General features: G+C 42.2%; 23 protein-coding genes and 1 riboswitch. Of the genes, 1 reads left to right on the top strand and 22 read right to left on the bottom strand.

Annotation, left to right across the window (positions count from 1 at the left end; genetic code table 11):
* Positions 1-22 precede the first annotated feature (22 nt).
* The 19 genes from pth to ACR65F_RS15805 all read right to left on the bottom strand — a co-directional run bounded on the left by pth (position 23) and on the right by ACR65F_RS15805 (position 17383).
* Positions 23-586, bottom strand: coding sequence for an aminoacyl-tRNA hydrolase (gene pth, locus ACR65F_RS15715; protein WP_440504976.1), 564 nt, complete (start codon positions 584-586; stop codon positions 23-25).
* A 75-nt stretch (positions 587-661) separates the two neighbouring features.
* Positions 662-1300, bottom strand: a complete 639-nt coding sequence (locus tag ACR65F_RS15720) for a 50S ribosomal protein L25/general stress protein Ctc (protein ID WP_039043144.1) — start codon at positions 1298-1300, stop codon at positions 662-664.
* Between the two features lie 105 nt (positions 1301-1405).
* Complete coding sequence (locus tag ACR65F_RS15725) at positions 1406-2365, bottom strand: ribose-phosphate diphosphokinase (protein ID WP_039043145.1); 960 nt, start codon at positions 2363-2365, stop codon at positions 1406-1408.
* A gap of 15 nt (positions 2366-2380) precedes the next feature.
* The gene (glmU, locus tag ACR65F_RS15730; protein WP_039043146.1) at positions 2381-3754 is read right to left on the bottom strand and encodes a bifunctional UDP-N-acetylglucosamine diphosphorylase/glucosamine-1-phosphate N-acetyltransferase GlmU; all 1374 of its coding nucleotides are present in this window, start codon (positions 3752-3754) and stop codon (positions 2381-2383) included.
* Positions 3755-3951: 197 nt separating this feature from the next.
* Complete coding sequence (gene spoVG, locus ACR65F_RS15735; protein ID WP_039043147.1) at positions 3952-4236, bottom strand: septation regulator SpoVG; 285 nt, start codon at positions 4234-4236, stop codon at positions 3952-3954.
* Positions 4237-4384: 148 nt separating this feature from the next.
* Positions 4385-4762, bottom strand: coding sequence for a RidA family protein (locus ACR65F_RS15740; RefSeq protein ID WP_039043148.1), 378 nt, complete (start codon positions 4760-4762; stop codon positions 4385-4387).
* Positions 4759-5592, bottom strand: coding sequence for a pur operon repressor (purR, locus tag ACR65F_RS15745; protein WP_039043149.1), 834 nt, complete (start codon positions 5590-5592; stop codon positions 4759-4761). Before purR ends, ACR65F_RS15740 begins: the two co-directional genes overlap by 4 nt.
* A 58-nt stretch (positions 5593-5650) precedes the next feature.
* Positions 5651-6514 (bottom strand): 4-(cytidine 5'-diphospho)-2-C-methyl-D-erythritol kinase, encoded by an 864-nt coding sequence (gene ispE / locus ACR65F_RS15750; protein ID WP_039043172.1) that lies wholly within the window; start codon positions 6512-6514, stop codon positions 5651-5653.
* A 193-nt stretch (positions 6515-6707) separates the two neighbouring features.
* Positions 6708-6893 (bottom strand): small, acid-soluble spore protein, alpha/beta type, encoded by a 186-nt coding sequence (locus tag ACR65F_RS15755; RefSeq protein WP_025783695.1) that lies wholly within the window; start codon positions 6891-6893, stop codon positions 6708-6710.
* A 123-nt stretch (positions 6894-7016) separates the two neighbouring features.
* Positions 7017-7283 (bottom strand): biofilm formation stimulator Veg, encoded by a 267-nt coding sequence (gene veg / locus ACR65F_RS15760; protein ID WP_025783693.1) that lies wholly within the window; start codon positions 7281-7283, stop codon positions 7017-7019.
* Positions 7284-7446: 163 nt separating this feature from the next.
* A complete protein-coding gene (rsmA, locus tag ACR65F_RS15765) occupies positions 7447-8337 on the bottom strand; it encodes a 16S rRNA (adenine(1518)-N(6)/adenine(1519)-N(6))-dimethyltransferase RsmA (protein ID WP_440504977.1) in 891 nt (296 codons plus the stop codon).
* Positions 8331-8891 carry a ribonuclease M5 gene (rnmV, locus tag ACR65F_RS15770; protein ID WP_125102730.1) on the bottom strand — a complete coding sequence of 187 codons (561 nt, stop codon included), beginning with the start codon at positions 8889-8891 and terminating at the stop codon, positions 8331-8333. Before rnmV ends, rsmA begins: the two co-directional genes overlap by 7 nt.
* Positions 8892-9042: 151 nt before the next feature.
* Complete coding sequence (locus tag ACR65F_RS15775; protein WP_440504978.1) at positions 9043-10275, bottom strand: ubiquitin-like domain-containing protein; 1233 nt, start codon at positions 10273-10275, stop codon at positions 9043-9045.
* Positions 10276-10412: 137 nt separating this feature from the next.
* The gene (locus tag ACR65F_RS15780) at positions 10413-11180 is read right to left on the bottom strand and encodes a TatD family hydrolase (RefSeq protein WP_440504979.1); all 768 of its coding nucleotides are present in this window, start codon (positions 11178-11180) and stop codon (positions 10413-10415) included.
* A 123-nt stretch (positions 11181-11303) separates the two neighbouring features.
* Positions 11304-13271: a methionine--tRNA ligase gene (metG, locus tag ACR65F_RS15785; RefSeq protein ID WP_440504980.1), complete on the bottom strand. Its 1968-nt coding sequence runs from the start codon at positions 13269-13271 to the stop codon at positions 11304-11306.
* Between the two features lie 324 nt (positions 13272-13595).
* Positions 13596-14795 (bottom strand): M20 family metallopeptidase, encoded by a 1200-nt coding sequence (locus ACR65F_RS15790; RefSeq protein WP_440504981.1) that lies wholly within the window; start codon positions 14793-14795, stop codon positions 13596-13598.
* A gap of 15 nt (positions 14796-14810) precedes the next feature.
* Positions 14811-15668, bottom strand: a complete 858-nt coding sequence (locus tag ACR65F_RS15795) for a MetQ/NlpA family ABC transporter substrate-binding protein (protein ID WP_440504982.1) — start codon at positions 15666-15668, stop codon at positions 14811-14813.
* Between the two features lie 37 nt (positions 15669-15705).
* Positions 15706-16368 carry a methionine ABC transporter permease gene (locus ACR65F_RS15800; protein WP_440504983.1) on the bottom strand — a complete coding sequence of 221 codons (663 nt, stop codon included), beginning with the start codon at positions 16366-16368 and terminating at the stop codon, positions 15706-15708.
* Positions 16358-17383: a methionine ABC transporter ATP-binding protein gene (locus ACR65F_RS15805; RefSeq protein WP_039043158.1), complete on the bottom strand. Its 1026-nt coding sequence runs from the start codon at positions 17381-17383 to the stop codon at positions 16358-16360. Before ACR65F_RS15805 ends, ACR65F_RS15800 begins: the two co-directional genes overlap by 11 nt.
* A 146-nt stretch (positions 17384-17529) precedes the next feature.
* A riboswitch (SAM riboswitch) is annotated at positions 17530-17642 on the bottom strand.
* Between the two features lie 295 nt (positions 17643-17937).
* Here ACR65F_RS15805 and abrB point away from each other — a divergent pair.
* A complete protein-coding gene (gene abrB / locus ACR65F_RS15810; protein WP_025783670.1) occupies positions 17938-18213 on the top strand; it encodes a transition state genes transcriptional regulator AbrB in 276 nt (91 codons plus the stop codon).
* Positions 18214-18273: 60 nt separating this feature from the next.
* Here abrB and rsmI read toward each other — a convergent pair whose 3' ends face one another.
* Genes rsmI through ACR65F_RS15825 form a run of 3 tightly spaced genes read right to left on the bottom strand, consistent with a single transcriptional unit; the run spans position 18274 to position 20148 of the window.
* Entirely contained in the window at positions 18274-19146 is an 873-nt protein-coding gene (rsmI, locus tag ACR65F_RS15815; protein WP_440504984.1) for a 16S rRNA (cytidine(1402)-2'-O)-methyltransferase, read from the bottom strand.
* A complete protein-coding gene (locus ACR65F_RS15820; protein WP_039043160.1) occupies positions 19143-19412 on the bottom strand; it encodes a GIY-YIG nuclease family protein in 270 nt (89 codons plus the stop codon). The genes rsmI and ACR65F_RS15820 overlap by 4 nt, the downstream gene beginning before the upstream one ends.
* Positions 19396-20148, bottom strand: a complete 753-nt coding sequence (locus ACR65F_RS15825) for a tRNA1(Val) (adenine(37)-N6)-methyltransferase (RefSeq protein ID WP_440504985.1) — start codon at positions 20146-20148, stop codon at positions 19396-19398. The genes ACR65F_RS15820 and ACR65F_RS15825 overlap by 17 nt, the downstream gene beginning before the upstream one ends.
* Positions 20149-20162: the final 14 nt, after the last annotated feature.

The raw sequence follows: 20162 nt of genomic DNA on the forward strand, positions 1-20162 counted from the left end.
GCATGGATGGAATGACTTATGCTTAAGCTCCATTATATTCGTTCATTATTTCAAGAAACGGGCGATCTAACCACGCACGACAAGCGGATGCGCTTCTCACCACAGCCTCCTGAATGAGCGGCTGTTCGTCTTTGCTAAATGCACTTAGTACATAATCTGCGACACTGATAGGTCCATCAGGTCTGCCGACACCGACACGGATTCGGTTGAATTCGTTTGTTCCTATATGGGCAATCAAAGATTTCATACCGTTATGTCCACCCGCACCACCCTTCGCACGAAGACGTAACTTTCCAGGCGCCAGGTCTAGATCATCATAAATGACGACAATCTCGTCATCATCTATTTCGTAATAGTCCATAAGAGGGCGTACGCATTCACCGGATAGGTTCATATACGTCAATGGTTTTACGAGCATGACTTTTTCCGATCCCACATGAACTGTAGTAATCATTCCATTGAATTTTGTTAGCATAGCAGGTGCATTTAGTTGCTCTGCCAATAAATCGATTGCTTGAAATCCAACGTTATGGCGGGTCGACGCATATTGTTTGCCCGGATTTCCGAGTCCAATTATCATTTTCATCTAATTACTCACTTTCTTTAGAAAAAATCGACAAACGAAAAAACAAGCGCACGGGTTGCCGTGCGCTCTCGGTGATTATTTTTGGTCTTCATCCTTCTCGTTTACAACTTCAGGTTCTGCAGTTTCGCTAGCAGTATCTTCATCGAGCGCTTCTAGTTCTTCAGCTGTCCGTGGAGCAGAAATGAGAACGACCGTTTCTTCGTCTTCGTTAAGGATTTCAAAATTCGAGCCTGCACGTAAGTCTGAAATTTGAATAGCTTCACCGATATCCAATTTAGATACATCCACATCAATGTGCTCTGGAATATCAGAAGGCTTCGCTTTCACTTTCACTTCCCAAAGTGGCTGCTGAACAACGCCGCCTGCTTTTTCACCAACAGACTCTCCTGAGAGGTGAATTGTAACGTCTACTTCAAGTTCTTCAGACATGTTGATTGCCAAGAAGTCAGCATGTTCGACTTTCCCTGTTAATGCGTCTGCCTGAAAGTCACTTAAGATGACGTCTACTTTCTTCCCATCAACGTCTAATTTGAACGCTCCATTACGACCATGTTCTTGAATCGTTTTAATGAGGTCTCGTTCTTCAACAGTGATTGAAGTTGACTCTGTTTTAAAACCGTATACGACAGAAGGAACTTTTCCTTCATGACGTAATTGACGCAATGCTGATTGTGGTGCAGATTCTCGTTTTTTTGACTGTAATGCTGTACTCATATGTTTAATCCCCTTTGTATATAAAAGTTTTCTTACATAGTAAATACCCGTTACAAGACGTTCCAAAACATTTCATGCACGTTCACAGTTAGCTATGTTGTCGGCTTAGTCGAATAGAGTGCTGACCGACTTCTCTTCAAAGACACGTACAATTGCATCAGCCATAAGTTTTGCAACAGATAGTTGCTTGATTTTTGGTGAGTTCTTGTCTTCTGGGAGTTCAATCGTATTTGTAATGACTAGTTCTTTAATCTTTGAGTCATTAATGCGTTGAATAGCAGGTCCTGACAACACTGGGTGTGTACAACATGCATATACTTCTTTAGCTCCGCTTTCAATAATTGCATTTGCACCTGCAGTGATTGTACCCGCTGTGTCAATGATATCATCGATCAGGATTGCAATTTTACCATCTACTTGCCCAACAATGTTCATCACTTCACTGACATTCGGCTTTGGTCGGCGTTTGTCGATAATTGCAATTGGAGCTTTCAAACGGTCTGCCATTTTACGAGCTCGTGTTACTCCTCCATGATCTGGCGAAACGATAACGATATCGTCACCCTTGAATCCCTGGTTTTTGAAGTAATCTGATAGCAAAGGTACTGCAACCAAATGATCAATAGGAATATCGAAGAATCCTTGAATTTGTGGTGCATGAAGGTCCATTGCAATTACGCGATCTGCTCCAGCTTTTTCAAGCAAGTTTGCAACAAGTTTCGCTGTAATCGGCTCACGTGAACGAGCTTTACGATCCTGACGTGCGTAACCATAGTAGGGCATAACAACGTTAATCGTCCGGGCAGATGCTCGACGCAATGCGTCAATCATAATAAGGAGCTCCATTAAGTTGTCATTTACAGGATACGATGTCGATTGAATTACGAAAACATCACAGCCCCGGATGCTTTCTTCGATATTAATTTGAACTTCTCCATCACTGAAACGCTTTACAGAGCATTCGCCGAGTGGTCGTCCAATTACATCAGCTACCTCTTTCGCTAAAGGTTCGTTTGCGTTCAACGTAAAAAGTTTCAGTTTGTGATTCGGATATTCATTGCCCATGATGGACCTCCTGTTTTATCGTTTAGAATTTAGTTTTGTTGCATATCCTTCTTTATTCTCCTGGCGAGCCCGTGCAATTGCAAGTGAATCTTGTGGAACATCCTTAGTAACCGTTGAACCTGCAGCAACGTAAGAGCCTTTTCCTACTGTGACAGGTGCTACTAAATTCGAATTACAGCCGATAAATGCTTCGTCTTCAATCGTCGTTTTAAACTTGTTTTTTCCATCGTAGTTAACCGTAATAGAGCCGCAACCAATATTAACAGCAGATCCAACTTCCGCATCCCCGATATAACTTAGATGTGATACTTTACTTCCATGTCCAAATGAAGATTTCTTAATTTCAACGAAGTTTCCGACCTTCACGTGATCACCGAGATCTGTCTCTGGACGGATGTGGGCAAACGGTCCCACTGTTGTATCCGATCCGATTTTGCTCGACTTGACCACAGAAGAATGTATCGATGTCCGATTACTGATTTCACTGTTCACAATGTGGCTATTCGGTCCAATGGTACACTCTTCACCAATTACACTCGGGCCTTCAATAATTGTTCCTGGTTGAATAACCGTATCTCGACCGATGATCGCATCTGCACTAATCACAGTTGTGTCAGGAGCAATTATTGTAACTCCATTCCGCATGTGCTTCTCTGCAATGCGATGGCGCATAACTGATTCTGCTTGCGCAAGTACGACACGATCATTGACACCAAGTGTTTCGCTGAAATCGTCTGAAACGTGAGCACCAATAAGTGCTCCTTCAGATTGAAGTATGCCCATTACGTCCGGTAAGTAGTATTCACCTTGCGCATTGTCATTCTTCACTTTTTTGAGTGCTTCAAAAAGAGCACGGTTATCAAAACAATACGTTCCGGTATTGATCTCAGTGACTGCTTGTTCTTCAGGTGTTGCATCCTTTTGCTCCACATTTCGAAGGACTTGTCCTTGGTCGCCCCGGATGATTCGGCCGTATCCAGTAGGATTATCTGCAATCGCAGTAAGAATAGTCGCTTTCGCACCAAGTTCTTTGTGTTTACTCACAAGTGCCTCCATTGTTTCAGAACGGATTAGCGGTGTATCTCCACAAATAACGAGTGTAGTTCCTTCCAAGTCACCTAATAGGTTTTCTGCTTGCTGAACTGCATGTGCCGTCCCAAGCTGCTCAGCTTGAAGGACATATTCACTTTTTTGACCTAGCGTCTCTTCAACGAGTTCCGCGCCATGGCCAACGACAGTTACTACTCGGTCTGCCCCTATACCTTTTACGTGATCAATCACATGTTCAACCATAGGTTTACCGCAAACGGGGTGAAGCACTTTATATAAATTGGACTTCATGCGTGTGCCTTGACCAGCCGCCAAAACAATTGCATATGTATGTGTCATGAGTCGTCCTCCATCTATTTTTTCATATATGACTATAGCTGAGTGGGTTGGATTTTTCAACTATTCCTACTTGACAAGTTGAAGTCAATATTCTATTATTAATATCTTTTTCTATTTAAAGTTAGTCAGAATCGCGTGGAAAGAGCCGCTGCGCAAAATGGCGGCGGCTCTGTGACAATTCATCGACAGTTTCTCTTTTAAACAGTTACTTCCTCTAAAGCTGGTTCTTTCTCATCTGCAAAATATGCATCTAAAACGGCATCTTGAATCTTTGTCCGCGATGCAGGATTAATAGGGTGCGCTACATCCCTAAACTCTCCGTCCGGCGTTCGTTTGCTTGGCATTGCAACAAACAGACCGTCATTCCCTTCAATAATTCGTATATCATGCACGACAAATTCTTCGTCAAATGTAATTGAAGCGATTGCGCGCATTCTCCCATTGGTCTCTATCTTACGTAAGCGAACATTAGTAACTTGCATACTCGTTCCCATTCCCCTTTCGTGAAAACTGTATGCTGTAACCATTCTACAAATCTTTTAAAATCCCTTTTTGCAATTTTAAATTTTTCGGATAATTTAAAATTTCATTGAATCACAAAAAAACGTCCCCTTAAAGGAACGTTTTCTATTATTCTGCTGTAACTGCAACAACTTCAATTTCAACTTTTACATCTTTAGGAAGTCGCGCCACTTCTACTGTTGAACGCGCTGGCGTGTGATCTCCAAAATGCTTTGCATAGACTTCGTTAAGTGCGCCAAACTCATTCATGTCTTTAATGAAAACCGTAGCTTTGACCACTTGAGATAGAGATGAGTTCGCTTCTGCAAGCACTGCTTTCAAGTTTTCAAACACTTGGTTCGTTTGCTCTTCGATCGTCGTCCCTGCAATTTCCCCATCTGTTTGCAACGGAATTTGGCCAGACGTGTAAACCAAACCATTCACCTTCACTGCTTGTGCATAAGGTCCAATCGCTTTCGGTGCTTGATCAGTAGCTACATAATTCATCTTTCATCTCCACCTTCCAAAAAGTAGTTTCCCTCTTCCAGCTCAATTGTTCGATTTCTCTCATTCACTTTGCACAACTTCACGAGAGATCGGTAGTTTTCGACAAGGACCTCTTCTGAGTGTTCAGATTCAACGAGTACGGCAGCACCTGCCAGTTCACAGTCAAACTCTTCAACCAAGTGGCGCATACCGAGCATTGTACCTCCAGCTTTCATGAAATCATCCGTCAATAAGACTCGCTGTCCGCTTTTCATACTACGCTTTGACAACACCATTGTTTGGATTCTTCGGGTCGATCCGGAAACGTAATTAATACTAACTGTCGATCCTTCTGTCACTTTACTGTCTCTCCGCACAATCACAACAGGAACATTCAAATGACGGGCAATCGCTTGGGCAATTGGGATACCCTTCGTTGCTACTGTCATAATAACGTCAATTTTGTGATTCGAGAAAGCTGAGGCAAACACTCGCCCTACTTTGTCCATCAGCTGCGGATTCCCAAGTAAATCAGTCAAATATAAGTATCCTCCCGGCAATAACCGGTCAGAGTGACTCAATTCTTCGATCATTTGTGCGATCACCTCTCGCACCGCTCGATCAGACATCAACGGAATATATTTCACCCCGCCAGCAGCTCCAGAAACTGTCAATAGCTTTCCGGTTCCACTTTCTTCAAATGTCTCTTTGATTATCGTCAGGTCTTCACTAATTGATGACTTTGCGGCCTGAAAACGTTCTGAGAAAACCGTTAGCGGAATGAGTTGATGAGGGTTCTCCAACAGATGGCGTGTCATCTCAACGAGACGTTCACTCCTCTTCCATTTCATATCCAACAACTCCTAAAACCCGAATATTATAACTTCAGACTACCACAATCGTCCGTTTTCAAGCAAGGTTGATACGTTCCCCCATCATTCGAACTGCATAAACTTCGGGACAGAATCCTTTTAGTCCATTATAAATACGAGCGACCTGGGATTCATGTTGAACGAGTCCGAACACCGTAGGACCACTTCCACTCATCAGTACTGTGTCCGCTCCAAACTTCAACATTTGATCTTTTAGTACACTTACTTGGGGATGTAGACGCATCGTGACCGGCTCTAATGCATTGCCTACCTTCTTGCACATCGTTTGATAATCGGATGAAGCGAGTGCCTGCATCATGCCCGCAGTATCAGGATGCTGAATACCTCGAATGTCCAGACCCCCATAAATATCTGCAGTCGATACTGAGATAGGAGGCTTTGCTAACACAACCCAGCAATTCGGTGGAACGGGTAAGTGTTGAATTTGTTCACCGCGTCCGGAAGCAAGTGCTGTTCCGCCATACACACAAAACGGGATGTCCGAACCAATACTTGCACCGAGTACCGCTAACTCGTCCAATGAGAGTCCAAGATTCCACAATCTATTTAATCCTCTTAAGGTAGCAGCTGCATCGGAACTACCACCCGCTAAGCCTGCAGCAACCGGAATGTTTTTGTCGAGAGTGATTTCCACACCACTTCGGATATCAAATTTTTTCCTTAGAATGTCTGCTGCTTGCCACGCTAGATTGCGTTTATCATTCGGTACAAACCGTTCCGAAGAACGGATTGTAATGCCTCGATCTAAAGGTTTTAACCAAATACGATCTGCTAGGTCCACTGTTGTCATTATCATTTCAACTTCATGAAAACCGTCCGGACGTTTTTGTAGGACATCGAGCGTTAAATTTATTTTAGCTGGCGCTTTTTCAGATACCATACTCATCTGGCTGCCTCCATTCAAACTTCATTGCTCACTATTTTACCATAGGAGGGTTTAAAAGTGCCTAGATTCGATAAAAAAACAATGGTTGAATACAAAAAAAGAGCCGTGCAAGGCACACAGTGTGCATAGCAACAGCCCCTTTTGTCAGCCTTACGTTGGATTTGGGTCGTACAAGGTCCAATGAACATTATTGTGGTCGATCTTTATCCGCCATACCTTGTCCTGCCATCTCAATTGCGCGCTTCACCATGTTGCCCGCATCTCGAGACTTGATGCCTCCCCAACCTTCACGTTGAACCACATCGTAAAATCCAAGTTCTTTTGCAATCTCTTCTTTAAGTTGCTCAGACATTACGCCGTTTCTTCTCGCCATTTAGGTTTCCTCCTTCTTGGCTGACAAGTGTAGTATGAACATGAACCACAAAAAAACACCTCCTACTTTCAAAGGAAAGTAGGAGGTGTTTTGTTTAAAAATAAATCAAAAATGATAAAAGTGCTATTTAATCTCAAACGCTGTGGTGTCTCCACCGTCCAGTATCGTTATTTCAACTGCTTCAGTTAAAATATCCGCATAGCTGTATGATACCCGTTCAAACGCATTTTCGTCCTGATCAAGTTCCACTACAAATACCGCACGATACGTGTCACGAAGGATTCCAGCTCTTTCGATCGTTTTTTTACGACCGCCGTTTGCACGAAGGTGCAGACGTTTTCCTAAGTGAGCATCCAATGACTTTTTAATGTCCGCTAATGTTTTTGGCACGTCGCTTCCACCTCACTGTGTATTATCATAACACAGTTAAAAAGTTCTGTCAATTAAAATTTAAATTTTAACAGGTTGAAATCCTCTTTGTCAATCCTTTTATAGCAATTTCTCACCTTTCGACATTCTTTTTTTCTTAAAATAGTCATAACTTCAGGATGCCTTACTTTTCGCTACTATAAAACTCCTCATACAAAGCATTCGACAGGTTCGCGAATTCTTCAATAGAAAGAGTTTCTCCTCTTCTTACTGGATCTATTCCTGCTTCAGTAAGTGCAGCAATGATTGCTTCCTTCTTCGCCTTTCCTTGAGGAAGAGACGTTTGTAAGTTATTTAAGATGGTCTTTCGTCGTTGCACAAAAGATCCTCTCGCCACTTGAAATAGAAATTCTTCATTAATAACTGAAGCAGGTGGTTGTGCTTTTCTCGACAAACGAAGGACAGCAGACTCTACGTTAGGCTGTGGCATGAATACCGTTCTTGGGACAACCATCGAAACCTCTGCGTCCATATAATACTGAATCGCAATCGAGAGAGATCCATACGCTTTTGTGCCCGGAACAGCAGTGATACGATCAGCCACCTCGTGTTGCATCATAATGACCATTCGCTCAATGGGTACCTTGCCCATCAAAAACTTCATAATGATCGGTGTCGTGACGTAGTATGGGAGGTTTGCAACGACGGTCACTTCATCAACATCTGAGAATTGTTCTTCAATAGCCGCGTTTAAATCAACGTCCAGTATGTCTTGATGAATGACTGTGACGTTTGAGTAGGGAGAAAGAGTATCTTCTAAAACTGGTAGCAAACGATCATCTATTTCATAAGCGACAACTTTACCTGCTGCACGTGCAATATGTTCTGTAAGTGCACCAATACCCGGTCCAATTTCGATGACACCCGATCGCTTATCGATACCAGCATGATAAATGATGTTTTTTAATATATTCGGGTCGATCAAAAAGTTCTGCCCTAAACTTTTTTTAAAAGAAAATCCGTGCTTTTCCAGAATTTCCTTTGTTCTTGCGGGGGTTGCGATGTCTTTCACCATTCTTGTTCCTCCTCGTCTATCTTTAAAAGTGCCTGCATGAGCACAGTTTCACTAATCCGAAACATGGTAAGCCGTTTTTGGAGTCCTTTACCATTCACATGACCAATTTTCAAAAGCTCACTTAAGCGATCACGGCGCTTTTTAGCTTCAGGATGCCCAATTAAACGTGCTTCAATTAGTAGTTCGCGCGGTGTTTCTTCTATTATAGTTGTATCAACTGTGTAGACGGCTTGGAGAGCAGTTCTAATGTCCTCATCCGTGGCATGCTCAATTCCAACTTTTTTTCCGTTCTTCGCAATCGCACGATCTCTTGTTAAGAAGGCATGCTTAACTTCTGGAATTTGTTGTTCGATGATTGCTCGGATTCTTCTACCAGGATAGTCCGGATCCGTAAATACAATAACCCCACGTGTATCTTGAGCATGACGAATTTTAGTAAGGGCTTCTTGACTGACTGCTGAACCATTGGTTTCGATGGTATCTGCTCCAGTTGCCCGCTTTATGGCAATCGTGTCAGACTTTCCTTCGACGACGATAACTTCTTTTATATCCACTGTATTCCTCTTTCCTGAAAATAAGTCTTCTTCAATTCTAACGGCTGTACCCATTATTGTACAGAATACGTAAATACCACAACAATCCGCATGGCTAGTTTCAAGCCATGCGGATTGTTGGACCTACCTCTATAGACTGTGCGGCGTGCTATTACTTTAATACTTTGATCTTTACTTGACGTCTACCGAACTTTTTGGCAACAGCGTCATTAGGTACGTGCAAATCGATACGATTGCCTTTTATAGCACCACCTGTATCGCCAGCAATTGCGTAGCCGTAGCCCTCAACCCATACCTTTGAACCGAGTGGAATGACACTCGGATCGACCGCTATGACTTTCAAGTTCGGATTGGCAGCTAAGTTAATGCCAGTAGCAGTAATCCCACTACATCCCGTGCAATGTGCTGTATAAGCAGTTGCGTTCATATACATCACTTTGCCGGACTCACTTCCATTTCCACGTGAAACACTAGTCTTCACAGTAGAAGATTTCGGTGCTGCACTTGCAAGCGCAACTTTCGAACCTACAGAAACTACTTTAGTTTTTGGATGTGCGACAACGTGCTCACGCATAAGCTTACGTGATACTTCTTTTCCGTTCTCTTTGACGATTTCGAATCTCTTTCTGACTTTACCATTTTCACCTTCTCGGACAACCTTTTCTCGTCCTTTCAGTAAACTATCGTCAGTACGTGTTTTCACGTCAAAATCCGTCGGCTCTTCCACTACATCGGTGACCTTTTCCACACGAACAATTGAGACAACAGATTTCGGTAGCAGCATTTGCTCCTTATCACTTTCCAATCGATCCAACTCACTAAGTTGAATGTTCTCGTTCTTTAAAAAGTCAGCGACCGTAGTCGAAGTGGACCATACTTTTGTAGACTTCTCACCGTCTTTAAGTGTAACTTGGAACGCTTTGTCAATCGATATTTCATCTGAATTACCAACTCTACTCTCTAGGCTTGGTTCAACTGAATCATGATCTGCCAGTTCCACACCCGCTTCATTAAGGATGTCTTTTACTGTAGACTTGGTCGTCCAAATCGTCGTTGAGTCGTTATTCATATTTATTGCAACGGGTTTTGCCTGTTTCCAATCAATCGTCATTCCATCTTTGATGGATGTTGTTGCTGAGGGTGAAATTACGTCGTGGGACCCAATCTCTATATCACGCTGTGCCAGTACATCTTTAACTGTTTTCGCGTGTGTTTTAAATTCTACTGTTTCGCCACCCGCTTCAAGCGTGATGTTTTTCTTCGTGCCTTCGTAGAAAGCAAAAGAAAGAACAGTTATAAAAATCGCTAGTATCGCTATGCCAGCTGCGATTTTTTGTATCCTCAGTGATTGAAAGAATTGGTTTCCCATGGTACGTTTCGTCATGAAAAAAATCTCCTCCTTATTCACTCGGCTGATTATATAGGCTCAATTTCACGCTGTCAACCGTTCTAACTTTCCCGCATAGGAATGCCGGAAGTCACCTATCTTCAAAGAATGGGTGATTCTCCCGGCAAATCAAGTCAGTTGATGGCAAATAATTTCATAGCATTTTGAGTAGTAATTTGAGCTACCTCTTTGAGTGATATTCCTTTTAGTTCTGCGATTTGTTCTGCAACTAGTGCAACATATGCAGGTTCGTTTCTTTTACCACGGTGTGGATGGGGTGCAAGATATGGAGCGTCTGTTTCTACAAGTAAATACTCGAGAGGAATTTCAGTCGCAACTTGTTTCGGCATCTTGGCATTTTTGAATGTCACCGGGCCTCCGAGCGAAATCATAAAGTTCATATCTATGCATTGTTTAGCAGTTTCTACACTTCCACTAAAGCAGTGCATAATGCCACCCGTCGTTCCGGCTTCTTCTTCTTGCAAGATTTGTACGACATCCGCTGTTGCATCTCGATTATGAATGATAATCGGCAAATCCACTTTTTTAGCAAGTTGTATTTGCTTTCGAAACAGTTCTTGCTGAACCTCTTTTGGTGACTTATCCCAATGATAGTCGAGTCCAGTTTCTCCGATTCCAACAACTTTCGGATGTGCCGCTAACTCTTCAATCCATTGTAAATCTTCTTCGGTACAATCGATTGCATCAACCGGATGCCAACCGACCACCGCGTATATAAAGCTATGTTTTTCTGTAAGCTCCATTGCTCTGGTAATGGTGGGGCGGTCAAAACCGACAACAACCATTCGTTCAACACCTGCGTCAAGTGCGCGCTGAATAACTTGGTCTATGTCTTGTTCATACTGGTTATCATTTAAATGGACATGTGTGTCTATTAACATTTCTATCGCCTCACATAAGTTATAGTGTACTGCCCTGTCTTTACACAAACATCGCAGTTTCATTACAAAACGGTTACAAACAAAAGACAACAGCGGCTCTCCGAAGAAAGCCGCTGTCCTATATTATTTTACACGCGATCCATTTGCAAGAGATGCGTCTGCTGTAGCGAGTTTTAACACTCCGTCTGACGTACCAGCTAATATCATCCCTTGAGACAATTCGCCCCGCAATTTAACGGGTTTTAAATTAGCTACCACAATTACTTTTTGTCCAACCAATTGGTCTGGATCGTAATGTTCAGCAATACCTGAAACTACTTGTCTCTGCTCATAACCTAAGTCGACTTGCAACTTCAATAATTTGTCCGCTTTCGGTATCTTTTCACACGCAGTTACCGTTGCAATTCTCAAATCGATGGCATTGAATGCGTCAATTGTAATTTCAGGAGTTTCCTCCACCAATTTTTCTTCCTTAGGCTCTTCTTTTTCTGCTTCTTTAGGAGCGGTAATCGCCATTTGTTCTTTAATGTATTGAATTTCAACTTCATTATCCAGTCTAGGGAAAATTGGTACGCCCTTTTCAATAACTTTCGTGTTTTCTGGAATAGTATTGAAATCGCCTAACGTGTCCCATGCCAATCGGGATTCGTCTAAGCCGAGCTGCTCTATAATCTTTTTCGGTGACTCGGTCATGAATGGTTGTAACATCACTGCGATATGGCGTAGTGACTGTGCTAAGTGGACCATTACAGAGGCAAGCTTTCCGCGATCTGCCTCTTCTTTTGCAAGAACCCAAGGTGACGTTTCGTCAATATATTTATTTGTTCGCGATACGAGTGACCATAGCTCGGAAAGCACAATACTGAACTGCATTTTCTCAAGAGACTCTTCATACTTTTGCACAGTAGATGTCATTGCGGATTGAAGACTTTCGTCAAACTCCGTTGGCTCTGTGAGTTCAACAGGCACCACACCATCAAAATATTTGTTTATCATAGAAACTGAGCGGTTCAACAAGTTTCCTAAGTCATTGGCTAAATCATAATTCGTTCGTTCAACGAATGATTCTGGAGAAAACGTTCCATCTTGACCAAACGGTAGTTCACGTAATAGGAAGTAACGAGTCGCGTCCAGGCCGTAACGTTCTACAAGCATATCTGGATAGACGACATTTCCTTTAGACTTGGACATTTTACCGTCCTTCATCATGATGAATCCGTGTGCAAATACTTTCTTCGGTAGCGGTAAGTCTAGTGCCATCAAGAAAATCGGCCAGTAAATCGTGTGGAAACGAACGATGTCTTTACCAACCACTTGAACGTCAGCTGGCCAGTACTTGTTAAATAGCGAATCATCATCCGACAAGTATCCAAGTGATGTAATGTAGTTGGTTAACGCATCGACCCATACGTAAATGACATGCTTCGGATCTCCTGGTACTTTAATGCCCCAGTCGAAGGAAACACGCGACACGGATAAGTCCTCAAGACCCGGTTTAATGAAGTTATTAATCATTTCGTTTTTACGAGATTCCGGCTCGATGAACCCTGGATTGTCTTCGTAATATTGAAGAAGGCGATCGGAATACTTTTTCATATTAAAGAAATACGACTCTTCAGCTATGCGTTCTACAGGACGCCCACAATCTGGACAATTCCCATCTACTAGCTGCGCTTCAGTGAAATAGGATTCACACGGAATACATTTCCACCCTTCGTATTCCCCTTTATAGATATCTCCATTATCGAGAAACTTTTGGAAAATCTTCTGGACAGTCTTTTTATGACGCTCTTCTGTTGTTTGGATGAAGTCATCATACGTAATGTCCATCAACTTCCATATCCGTTTTGCATAGTCAGCGATGTCGTTGACGTATTCTTGAGGAGGACGTCCTGCTTCTTCTGCTTTTTCTTGAATCTTTTGTCCGTGCTCGTCCATTCCCGTCAAGAAGCGTACATCGTATCCCCGGAGTCTTTTGTAACGTGCCATCGCATCGGATGCCACGGTTGTATACGCCGTACCAATATGAAATTTACCACTTGGATAATAAATCGGTGTTGTAATATAAAATGTCTTTTTCTGTTCAGCCACTGCAATTCCTCCTGTACCCTTATCGATTATTTCATTTTATCGAACTTCTGATAATTTAGCTATGGTGAGGTGTGTAAAGATTGTATCGATTTCACAGAAAATCCGTACCTTCACTATCATTTAAATGTTTTTCAAATACTATTCTGGGCAATGTAATCCTTGAACCCTTGACACATCCAGACCTTTTTTGAAATAAAGAGCGGATTTCCCTTTACTATTAACTATCTCCAATTCAAAAACAGCTTATTCTTTCCTTGAATAAGGAAGAATAAACTGTTTGTTAGTCTCGATTCAATTTAACAGATGAATTTATTATAAGTGACCTTATTGTTTCTCTTTCAAACTTTTTTCAAATTCCTTCTTAACACGATGCAGAAGCTCAGCGTCTGTTAACAATCTATAGCCTGTTGACGCCAAAACCTTTGCACCTTTTATGAGTGCTTCATCTCCAACAGGTGATTTTGCAGCTTCTCTAAACTCATCCGTATGGGCAACTAAGTCATCCGGGCCAATCTTTATATAAGGATGCGCTGTGGGGACTTCATAACTAATATTCCCGGCATCTGTAGAACCCTTACCTATTTTCTTATCAGTATGAACGACTTCACCGAACGTTTCTAATTCCTCATGTAAAACTTCATCTAATACAGAGTTCAACACAAAATCTTTGACTTCATTTTGGAATCGTTTTATTTCAACTTTAGCTCCTGTCGCAAGTGCTGCACCCTCAGCTATAGCTCGAACCTTAGCAGAAGTTTCCTCGGTTTTTGACCACGTTTTCGCTCGGATGAAAAATCGTGCGGATGCGTATTCCGGAATTATATTAGGAGCATCTCCGCCATGTGTAATGATTCCGTGGATTCTTACATCCGATGGAAGCTGCTGACGAAGTGCGTTTATTCCATTAAAGAGTTGAATAACCGCGTCCAATGCATTGATTCCTTTTTCAGGTGAACCTGATGCATGCGCAGGCTTTCCGTAAAAATGGAAGTCTAGCGGGTCAACAGCTAATGTCTCACTCGTCAATGCTGTTTTCCCAGATGGATGAATCATAAGTGCTGCGTCGACACCTTTTAAGTAGCCATGTCTGACAAAGCTTCCTTTTGCACTTCCATTCGGACCGCCTTCTTCAGCAGGCGTGCCCAGCACAACGATCTGTCCTCCACTCTCGGATAGTATTTTTGAACAAGCAATCCCAGCAGCTACACTAGTTGTACCAATAATATTATGCCCGCACGCATGGCCTAATCCTGGGAGTGCATCGTATTCCGCAAGAAAAGCGATGGTGGGTCCTGGAACACCACTGTCTTTCACCGCGTAAAATGATGTTTCATGTCCAGCAACGGCCGTTGTAACTTCAAAACCTTCATCCTTTAATAGCTTGACATGTTTCTCGCTAGCAAAGAATTCTTGGTTTCCGATTTCAGGTGTGGCATGGATTTCTTGACTCGTTTGAATGTATAGATCCCGGTTCGATTCAATTGAACTTACAATAACATCACGATTAGAAATAATTGTGCTCATAATAATTTCCCTCCCTTATAGTCCTTTATAGACTTTTAGTAACTCTTTCTTTGAAATATCAACTACGACAGAACCGCCATTTGTATCTGCCTCCACCGCTTTTTTCACATCTTCTTCATGATACAGCTCAATAATTCGCTGATAGGTTTCATTGTTCTTATCTGCTGACCTAGCTGCAAAGATATTTACATATGGCAATGTATTTTCATCACTGCTGTCTTCTAAATAGATAGGATCTTTCACCGGATCAAACCCTGCTTGCCCAGCGACTCCATTATTAATGACAGAAGCAGCAACATCCGGCAGTACACGCGGAGTTTGTTGAGCTACTATTGGATAAATGTCGAGTTTTCTTGGATTTTCGACAATTTTCGACGGATCTCCGAACAATCCGAAATCATTTGCTAGTCTAATCAGGCCTGCGGATTCTAGTAATTTCAAAGCACGTGCTTGGTTAGATGGATCATCTGGGATTGCGATACGTGCTCCATCTTCAATATCGTCAATTGACTTCAGCTTTTCTGAGTAAATCCCCATCGGCGCAATGATTGTGGCACCAATTGGTGTTAAGTCTGCATTATTCTCTTTTGTGAACTGACTTAAAAATGCAATGTGCTGGAATGAGTTTAGGTCAATATCTCCATTTGCTAAAGCCTGGTTCGGTAATGTGTAATCGGCAAACTCGATGAGTTCAATTTCAATTCCTTCTGCTTTAGCTTTCTCTTTAAGGATTGGCCATACTTCACCATCTGACCCCGTCACACCAATTTTCACCGTTTTCGAATCTTTTTCTTGTCCCGATGTCTTTTGGCTGCAAGCTCCAAGTGTTAATAACAGTAAAATAGTTCCTAAGTAGATAATTGCTTTCTTCATTTTATAATCTCCTCCAAGTATGTGTTTGATCAAAAAACTAACGTCTCATAACCTTTCTGGAAAACGTGTTTCCTATCCATTGAGCGACTTGGACAAGAATAATTAGAATGACTACCGTAACCAACATGACACTTCCATCGAAACGCTGATATCCGTATGTCATTGCGACGTGTCCCAATCCCCCTCCTCCGACGGTACCTGCCATTGCTGAGAAGTCGATTAAACTAATTGTTACAAATGTTAAACCAAGAATTAGAGGACCGAGAGCCTCTGGTATTAGAACTGTAAAAATGATTTGAAAAGGGCTTGCCCCCATCGCTTTAGCTGCCTCCACAACACCAGGATCTATTCCTACCAAGTTATTTTCCACAATCCTAGCGATTCCAAAAGAGGCTGCAATCGTCATTGGAAAGATAGCCGCCCACGTTCCGATTGTGGAACCTACAACTGCCCTTGTAACAGGACTTAATGCAACAAGGAATATAATGAAGGGAATCGGGCGAATGATATTGATGAGGATATTCAATGTTTGAAACACCCATTGCTTTTCTAAAATATTTCCTTTTCTCGTTACGTAAAGCAGTAAACCGATACTTATTCCTAATATTGAGCCAAAGACGAGCGTTGCAATGACCATGAGAACTGTCTCACCGGTCGACTCTATAATTCTTGGCCAAAATGTGGTCCAATCAACTTTCATGAACAGCAACCTCCTCAATCTCTACGCTTTCCTTCAATGAAGCAATTAGTAGGCTTACAGATTGCTCATCTCCATCGAATGAAACTAACAAATTCCCAAAAAACTTCTCCTGCAGTTCACGTATGGATCCATAAACAATGTTGAAATTCACACCAAACTTTTGAGTGAGCCTTGAGAGAACTGGATCGCCAGCTACTTCACCTTTAAAAATCACTCGATACAGTTTTTTCCCTCCCTTTGCACGCCACTCCTTAAGCAATGCATTTGAAGGTCGATCCTGTTGTACTGACTGGATGAAACGTCTTGTCGTTGGATGCTGTGGATTTGTAAATGTGTCGAATACAGAACCTGTTTCAATCACTTCTCCATCCTCCATCACAGCGACACGATCACATATTTCTTGAATGACATGCATCTCATGTGTGATCAGTAGAATCGTAATTCCAAGCTCCTTGTTCACTTTTTTTAGTAGTCTAAGAATGTCAGCTGTCGTATCCGGGTCTAAAGCTGAGGTAGCCTCATCGCAAATTAATATATCAGGCGATGTAGCGAGTGCTCTTGCGATACCCACCCGCTGTTTTTGACCACCGGAAAGTTGTTCCGGGTAATCATTCGCTTTATCAGACAGTCCCACAAAGTCCAATAGTTCTGCTACTCGCGCAGTCACTTCTTTTTTCGCTACGCCCCCAAGTTTTAGTGGGTATGCCACATTCCCTGCAACCGTTCGGGATGTAAACAAATTAAAGTTCTGAAAAATCATCCCGATTCGACGACGAAGCTTTCTTAGATCTTTTTGAGAAAGTGTTGCTAGGTCTACTCCTTGTACTTGAATAGAACCCGTGGTCGGACGCTCCAGCATATTAACGAGTCGAAGCAATGTACTTTTCCCTGCACCACTAAACCCGATAATTCCGAAGATTTCTCCTTGTGCAACGGACAAACTCACGTCCTTAACCGCCGTCACCTCTCGCTTTCCTAGTTTAAATGTCTTAACCGCCTGTTTAAATTCAATCATGCTGGGCCCCCTTTTCTTACTGTAATGATTCTGTGCAGCAATGAGCGCAGTCATCGAACTTTCTTTTGGTTGAACGAAAAAAGCCCTCTTTTTTCTCATTAGAACGAGAAAAAAGAGGGCTTCAATATAATATGAAACCATCTCCGTTCTCATCTTCCAAATGCATAAAGCATTTGCAGGAATTGGCACAGTGTTCATGTGTAATGAACCCGCTGCCGAGATGTCATAGGGCCTGCCCCTCGATCTCTCTGGATAAGAAAGTGATGTATTGCTATTCGATTGTGCAAGAATTATTTTCAACTATAAAGTGAGTAACACGGAAAGTCAACCTCTTTTTAATTTTAAGAAAGTTTTATGTAAAATACTTTCTAGCCACTCAAAATCTGCAACTTTCATTCACATTTATGTGCGTTTTTCATGTATCTATTATTCATTAAATAGTTTATAGGCTTCGCTATTGACGTTAATTGGAAGACTTGGTATGATAATAGACAGACAAGAGAAAAATGTCGAAATCTGACGAATCACCATTTTACTTTAGGAGGAAACCTGATATGAAATCTACTGGAATCGTACGTAAAGTCGACGAACTTGGTCGTGTAGTTATCCCTATCGAATTACGTCGGACACTCGGCATAGCTCAAAAAGACGCACTAGAAATTTATGTGGATGACGACAAAATCATCTTGAAGAAATACATGCCTAACATGACGTGTTCAGTAACTGGAGAAGTTTCAGATGACAACTTAACACTCATCGATGGTAAACTGATTCTTAGTCCTGAAGGTGCTAAGCAACTTATTGCTGAAATCGAAGACAAAATGTCTTGATTTAATGATTTTATTTCAATAACATCTGTGCCTATTCAAGTAGGCACAGATGTTATTTTTTTATTCAACGTGATATGCCTGGTAAATCTCCCTTTTACTCACACCCCGATCGGCTGAGGTTTCACGAATTGCTTCTTTTGATGTGTATCCTTTTTGTTCTATCAATTGTTCAACGTGTTCAACCGGAGTTAACGCACTCCACCATACTTCCTCAGTTTCTGATTTCACTTCATCTGTACCTTCTACGACTAAACAAAATTCTCCGCGAATCTCTGTTGATTCTGCCCAGTTAAGTGCCTCTTCAACTGTCCCCCTAACAAATTCTTCATAACGTTTTGTTAGTTCTCTCGCAAGTGTAATACGCCGATTCGGTCCAAACTGTTCTTTCAATGCACGCAACGTATCTTTCAATCGATGAGGTGCCTCGTAAAAGAGTAAAGTCTCTTGTCGATTCTGTAACGCTTCCAACTGAATACGACGCTTCTTCTTCTGTCTATCTAAAAAACCGAAAAACAAAAAGGGCTGTGTAGGAATACCAGACGCAACTAATGCACTAATGGCTGCATTCGGCCCAGGTACAGGTACGACTGCATAACCGTCTGCGATTGCTTTTTCTGCAATATCGGCACCAGGATCTGAAATACAAGGCATCCCCGCGTCACTCACGAGCGCAACGGTTTTACCATCTGCCAACAACTCTAAAATCTTTCTCCCCCCCACCTCTAGATTGTGCTCATGGTAACTCATGAAAGGCGTGTCAATTTCAAAGTGATTCGATAACTTCACAGTATTTCTAGTATCCTCAGCCGCAATCATGTCTGCTTCTTTTAAAATGCGGATAGCACGAAAACTCATATCTTCCAAATTCCCAATTGGTGTACCTACTAAATACAGCACACCCTTCTCGTATTCCGCACTTTTTTGTGTAATCATTCGCCTGCCTCCTCTTGTTCCAAATACCGTTCTTTAGCGGGTCGCGTCAACTGTTTGAAACGGTACTCAGCTTGCATCGCTTCCCGCTTCGTCTCAAACTTTTCGTGATGAATGCAACGAACAGGCCTTCTTGCCCTCGTATATTTTGCTCCTTTACCTGAATTATGCATGGCAACCCTACGTTCTATATCCGTTGTGTATCCTCCGTAGTAGGAACCATCCTTACATTCAAGTACATAAAACAGATGGTCATGCTTCTGTTCCATACAACAATTTCCTCACTTCTTCAGTATACGTACCGTCCTGTTGATAAACATATAGCGGCGGAAGTATCTTCAAATCAGGCTTCCCATCTTTCGTCGCTTCGATTAGCAACGTATTCGCTTCCTTTCCTTCTTTCGGATATACAAATTGAATACGCTTCGGCTCCAGCCGATTCGCTCTCATCGAAGTTATAATATCCAGTAACCTTCCTGGACGATGGACAAATGCCGCTTTCCCGCCTTGCTTAAGTAATTCACTCGCAGAACGAACCGCTTGATCGAGAGTCAGTTTTACTTCGTGCCGAGCAATGGTCAGCGGTTCTTTTTGATTTTGTTCACTATTTTCATACGCTTTAAAGTACGGTGGATTGCATGTCACTACATCATATTGATCAAACCCTATTTTAGAGGCGATACCAATGACGTCGTCACATAGCATTGTAATCTGCTGCTCCAGCTGATTATAAGCAATACTACGACTTGCCATATCCGCTAGTTGTTTTTGCAACTCCACCGCTATAATATCCGCTGAGGTTCGTGCACTTAAAAACAGCGGAATTGCGCCATTCCCTGCGCACAAATCCACGATTTTTCCGCGTCTTATGGGCATATAAGCAAAACGTGACAGAAGTACAGCATCTAGTGAAAATGAAAAAACAGATGGGCTCTGGATAATTCGCAGATCTTCTGCAAGTAAGTAATCGAGGCGTTCGTCACCTCGTAATTCAATTGGTTCCATCGGATACTCCTTTA

The sequence above is a fragment of the Sporosarcina sp. SAFN-010 genome (assembly GCF_059415065.1).

Coding starts and splice junctions, on each gene's coding strand:
- ACR65F_RS15795 (WP_440504982.1), bottom strand. CDS start 15,668: ATGAAGAAAGCAATTATCTACTTAGGAACTATTTTACTGTTATTAACA.
- rsmA (WP_440504977.1), bottom strand. CDS start 8,337: ATGGTGAAAGACATCGCAACCCCCGCAAGAACAAAGGAAATTCTGGAA.
- ACR65F_RS15755 (WP_025783695.1), bottom strand. CDS start 6,893: ATGGCGAGAAGAAACGGCGTAATGTCTGAGCAACTTAAAGAAGAGATT.
- ACR65F_RS15720 (WP_039043144.1), bottom strand. CDS start 1,300: ATGAGTACAGCATTACAGTCAAAAAAACGAGAATCTGCACCACAATCA.
- ACR65F_RS15725 (WP_039043145.1), bottom strand. CDS start 2,365: ATGGGCAATGAATATCCGAATCACAAACTGAAACTTTTTACGTTGAAC.
- ACR65F_RS15800 (WP_440504983.1), bottom strand. CDS start 16,368: ATGAAAGTTGATTGGACCACATTTTGGCCAAGAATTATAGAGTCGACC.
- ACR65F_RS15775 (WP_440504978.1), bottom strand. CDS start 10,275: ATGACGAAACGTACCATGGGAAACCAATTCTTTCAATCACTGAGGATA.
- purR (WP_039043149.1), bottom strand. CDS start 5,592: ATGAAATGGAAGAGGAGTGAACGTCTCGTTGAGATGACACGCCATCTG.
- abrB (WP_025783670.1), top strand. CDS start 17,938: ATGAAATCTACTGGAATCGTACGTAAAGTCGACGAACTTGGTCGTGTA.
- pth (WP_440504976.1), bottom strand. CDS start 586: ATGAAAATGATAATTGGACTCGGAAATCCGGGCAAACAATATGCGTCG.
- ACR65F_RS15820 (WP_039043160.1), bottom strand. CDS start 19,412: ATGGAACAGAAGCATGACCATCTGTTTTATGTACTTGAATGTAAGGAT.
- ACR65F_RS15790 (WP_440504981.1), bottom strand. CDS start 14,795: ATGAGCACAATTATTTCTAATCGTGATGTTATTGTAAGTTCAATTGAA.
- ACR65F_RS15740 (WP_039043148.1), bottom strand. CDS start 4,762: ATGAATTATGTAGCTACTGATCAAGCACCGAAAGCGATTGGACCTTAT.
- ispE (WP_039043172.1), bottom strand. CDS start 6,514: ATGGTATCTGAAAAAGCGCCAGCTAAAATAAATTTAACGCTCGATGTC.
- spoVG (WP_039043147.1), bottom strand. CDS start 4,236: ATGCAAGTTACTAATGTTCGCTTACGTAAGATAGAGACCAATGGGAGA.
- ACR65F_RS15780 (WP_440504979.1), bottom strand. CDS start 11,180: ATGTTAATAGACACACATGTCCATTTAAATGATAACCAGTATGAACAA.
- ACR65F_RS15825 (WP_440504985.1), bottom strand. CDS start 20,148: ATGGAACCAATTGAATTACGAGGTGACGAACGCCTCGATTACTTACTT.
- ACR65F_RS15805 (WP_039043158.1), bottom strand. CDS start 17,383: ATGATTGAATTTAAACAGGCGGTTAAGACATTTAAACTAGGAAAGCGA.
- rsmI (WP_440504984.1), bottom strand. CDS start 19,146: ATGATTACACAAAAAAGTGCGGAATACGAGAAGGGTGTGCTGTATTTA.
- glmU (WP_039043146.1), bottom strand. CDS start 3,754: ATGACACATACATATGCAATTGTTTTGGCGGCTGGTCAAGGCACACGC.